The organism is Aeromonas sp. ZOR0002 (assembly GCF_963866995.1).
In the GTDB taxonomy this organism is placed as follows: Bacteria; Pseudomonadota; Gammaproteobacteria; order Enterobacterales; family Aeromonadaceae; genus Aeromonas; species Aeromonas caviae.
Genome location: NZ_CAWMFQ010000262.1, coordinates 1 through 3,659, shown reverse-complemented (window position 1 = coordinate 3,659; position 3,659 = coordinate 1). Strand labels below are relative to the sequence as shown.

General features: G+C 64.0%; 3 protein-coding genes and 1 pseudogene. All 4 read right to left on the bottom strand.

The genetic code is table 11. The features are described from left to right. A pseudogene (locus AACR77_RS14145) lies at window positions 1-274 on the bottom strand (hypothetical protein); the annotation flags it as partial. A 131-nt stretch (window positions 275-405) separates the two neighbouring features. Continuing rightward, window positions 406-858 (bottom strand): GNAT family N-acetyltransferase, encoded by a 453-nt coding sequence (locus tag AACR77_RS14140; RefSeq protein ID WP_042882408.1) that lies wholly within the window; start codon window positions 856-858, stop codon window positions 406-408. 137 nt (window positions 859-995) lie between these two features. Then, window positions 996-2,798, bottom strand: coding sequence for an aminopeptidase P family protein (locus AACR77_RS14135; protein WP_042882405.1), 1,803 nt, complete (start codon window positions 2,796-2,798; stop codon window positions 996-998). A gap of 33 nt (window positions 2,799-2,831) precedes the next feature. Continuing rightward, complete coding sequence (locus AACR77_RS14130; RefSeq protein WP_039040592.1) at window positions 2,832-3,497, bottom strand: GntR family transcriptional regulator; 666 nt, start codon at window positions 3,495-3,497, stop codon at window positions 2,832-2,834. Window positions 3,498-3,659: the final 162 nt, after the last annotated feature.

Below are 3,659 nucleotides of genomic sequence, written 5' to 3'. Positions count from 1 at the left end.
CACCGGCCGCCGCGATGTCACTGCCACGACCGCCGCCTATGGTGCTGCCGAGCAGGCCGCCGACCACGGCACCGCCAATGGTGCCGATCAGGGAGTTCTCATCGGCCTGGATCTTGACGGGGCGGGTGGAGAGGATGGTGCCATAGCTGACGGTCTGTACCTGCTTGGCGCGATCCTTGGTGTAGACATCGCCGGAGTAGACGTCGCTGTTGGCACAGCCGGTGATGGCGGTGGTGGCCGCCAGCAGGGTGACGAGAGCAATACGTTTGAACATGATGGGCCTCCTGGGCGGGCATCGGATTAATCTGGTGATGAATTGCACTTTACGCCAACCAGATTGCGCATTAAACCCGCAAAGTGTAACCAATTATGTGGCCGGAAGGCTCCCGTGCCGGTGACGGATGGTCAGGTCAGGGCTTTTTCCAGCAGCAGGCGATCCTCGCCCGGCCCGAAGTAGCCTCTCTCTTCTGCCAACTGCTGATAACCCAGCCTGAAGTAGAGGCGCTGGGCCGGATTGGCGGGATCCACGGTCAGCCTCACCCGGGCAACCTGCAAATGCGCCAGAGCCTGCTCCACCTGCAACATCATTTGCTCGGCCAGGCCGAAGCCGCGCGCTTCGGGACGCACCGCGAGGGAGAGCAGCCAGCCCTGCGACCGATCCTGACCAAGCCCCCCCAGGGCATAGCCCAGCAGCCGGCCTTCCCGTTCCGCGACGACCAGCAGTTCGGGCCACAGATCCATGGCCTGGCGAAAGAAGAAACCGGGGTAGACATCCTCGCCGAAGACATCGGCATCTATCTGCCAGATGGCGTGCATGTCGGTGTGGGTGGCAAGGCGCAATACGGGGGACGAGTGCATCGGGGCTCCTCTCATCGGGTCTCTGCTGCGGGGCAGCCAAAAAGGAGGCACAGGGTAGAAGGGGCGGGGAGTCGATGCAAGGGGGGCATTTGTGGCATGCCGCGGATAAAGAAACAGGGCCCGCAGGCCCTGTGTCATCAGAGGAGGCTGGTCGCCTGCTCCAGCCAGGCGAGATCCTCGCCCTCCAGCAGCGGGCTCAGACGGCGGTAGACCTCCGCATGGTATTCGTTGATCCAGCGGAACTCCGCCGGGCTCAGCAGGCTGCGATCGATGAGGCGGATGTCGAACGGCACATAGGTCAGTCGCTCGAAGCCCAGCATCGTCAGCTCGCCACGGGCCTCCTGTTCGGTCACCACCACCAGGTTTTCACAGCGGATGCCGAAGGCATCTTCCCGGTAGTAGCCCGGCTCGTTGGAGAGCACCATGCCCGGCTGCAGGGCCACCAGGCTGCCCTTGGGGGCGATGCGCTGCGGGCCTTCGTGCACGCTGAGGAAGTGGCCGACCCCGTGGCCGGTGCCATGGTCGTAGTTGTAGCCGGCCTGCCACAGGGGCATGCGGGCCAGCACGTCGAGCTGGATGCCGGCAGTGCCGCGGGGGAAGCGGGCCTGATCCAGGGCAATGTGACCCTGCAGCACCCGGGTAAACATGGCCCTGTGCTCGTCGGTCACCTCACCCACCTTGACGGTGCGGGTGATGTCGGTTGTGCCGTCCAGGTACTGGGCGCCGGAGTCCACCAGATAGATGCTGTCCTGGCCGAAGGCGCGCGGGGTGCCGTTGGTGTGGCGGTAGTGGCACATGGCGGCGTTGGGGCCGAGTGCCGAGATGGTGTCGAAGCTCGGCTCCACATAGTGCTCCTGCTCGTGGCGGAAGGCTTCCAGCTGGTCGGCCAGGGTGCCTTCGTCCACACCGTCGAACTCGCCGCTGGCGATCAGGCGATCCAGCCAGGCCAGGAAGCGGGTGACGGCAACGCCGTCGCGCAGGTGGGCGGCACGCATGCCGGCCAGCTCTACGGGGTTCTTGCACGCCTTGGGAAGCATGGTGGGATCCTGGCCGGCCACCAGAATGGCGCCCGCCTCTTCCATCACGAGCTGGGTCCAGGCGTTGGCGGTGTTGGGGTCGGCCAGCACCTTCTGCTGATCCTCGCCGATGCGCTGCAACACGTCACCCAGCTTGTCGATGGGGTAGACGGAGACATCCTGCCCCACGTGCTGACTGAAGGCGAAGCAGTCGATCTTGTCGGTATCGACGAAGAAATCCATGGTGGTGTTGGCGTAGAGCACCGCAAAGCCCAGCACCACCGGCAGGCGTTCCACGTCGCGACCACGCAGGTTGAGCAGCCAGTTGATGGGCTCGGCCTGGGTCAGCAGCACCGCATCCAGCCCGCGCTTGCGCAGATCGCTGGCCAGCATTTCGCGCTTGGCCTGGCTGGACTGGCCCGCCAGCTCCTCGCTGTAGAGGATGACAGGGCTCTTGGTCGGAGCGGGACGATCGCTCCAGTGCAGATCGATGGGGTTCTCGTCGATGCGCACCAGCTCGATGCCGTGATCGGCCAGCACGGCGTTGGCGTTCTGGTACCAGGCCAGGCTGTGCAGGCGGGCATCGAAACCGACCCGGGAGCCTGAGGGCAACTGCTCCGCCAGCCACTGCACGTGGGGGTCTTCATTGAGGTGGAGAAGCTCGAACAGCTCGGCCGGCGCCTGCATGCGGGCCTGCACGGTATAACGACCGTCGATGAACAGGGCCGCCCGATGCGCCATGATGATGGCGAGCCCGGCGGAGCCGTTGAAACCCGTGATCCAGTCCAGCCGCTCGGCATAGGCGGGAATGTACTCCCCCAGATGCTCGTCGTCGTGGGGAACGATGAAGGCGTCCAGCTCCAGCGTGGCCAGTGTGGCCCTGACCTGGGCGACGCGGGTTTCAATAATCTCGAAATGGTTCATGTCGTTATTGCCAGCTTGTGGTGATGTGAGTGTTCATTGATGGTGGCCGCCTGCCAGGATCTGTCTGATCGACTGGCCTGCCGCCTCGATGTGTTGCTTGAGCAGTACCACTGCCTCGTGCTTGCGCCGGGCGCGGCACAGTTCAAGGAGTCGGGCGTGCTCCCGCTCGGCCTTGTCCACGCCGCCCTGGGCGAACAGCAGTTCGAAACGCACATAGCGGTCGCAGCTCAGATTGATCTGGGCGATCAGTTCCAGTGCCTGGGGGCGATTGGCTGCCTGGTAAAGGGTGGCGTGAAAGCGGTGATTCAACTCGGCCCAGTGTTCGATCTGGGTGCCAGACTCCAGCGCCAGATCAAACTGGGCGAGGATGGCTTGCGCCTGGGCGAAGGTCTCCTCCGTCATCAGGTCGACGGCGTGGAACAGGGTATCGGCTTCGAGCAGTGCCCGCAAATAAAAGAGCTCCTCGATGGCCGAGGCATCCAGCATGGTCACCACGGCGCCGCGATGGGCCTCGAACTTCACCAGCCCCTGAGCTTCCAGTTGCATCAGGGCTTCCCGCACCGGGATGCGGCTCACCGCCAGCTCCTTGGCGATGGCGTCCTGGCGCAGGGGGGCGCCCGCAGCAAACTCGCCACGCAATATCCGGCCGCGGAGGTTCTCCATCACCATCTGGGTTCGGGTCTTGTAAGGTGGGGTCATGCTGGGGTCACGGGCAGGTTGCAAAATTGTATATTGTATAAAGTTTGGCTGAATCTAACGCGCAAGGGCCGTCAAGGCAAGGCTTGGCGGGAGCCATATGCCGCGCATCGGCCAAAAAAATAGGCTATGTCCCAATTACGTGTTGCATGGGGCGCCCCAGTG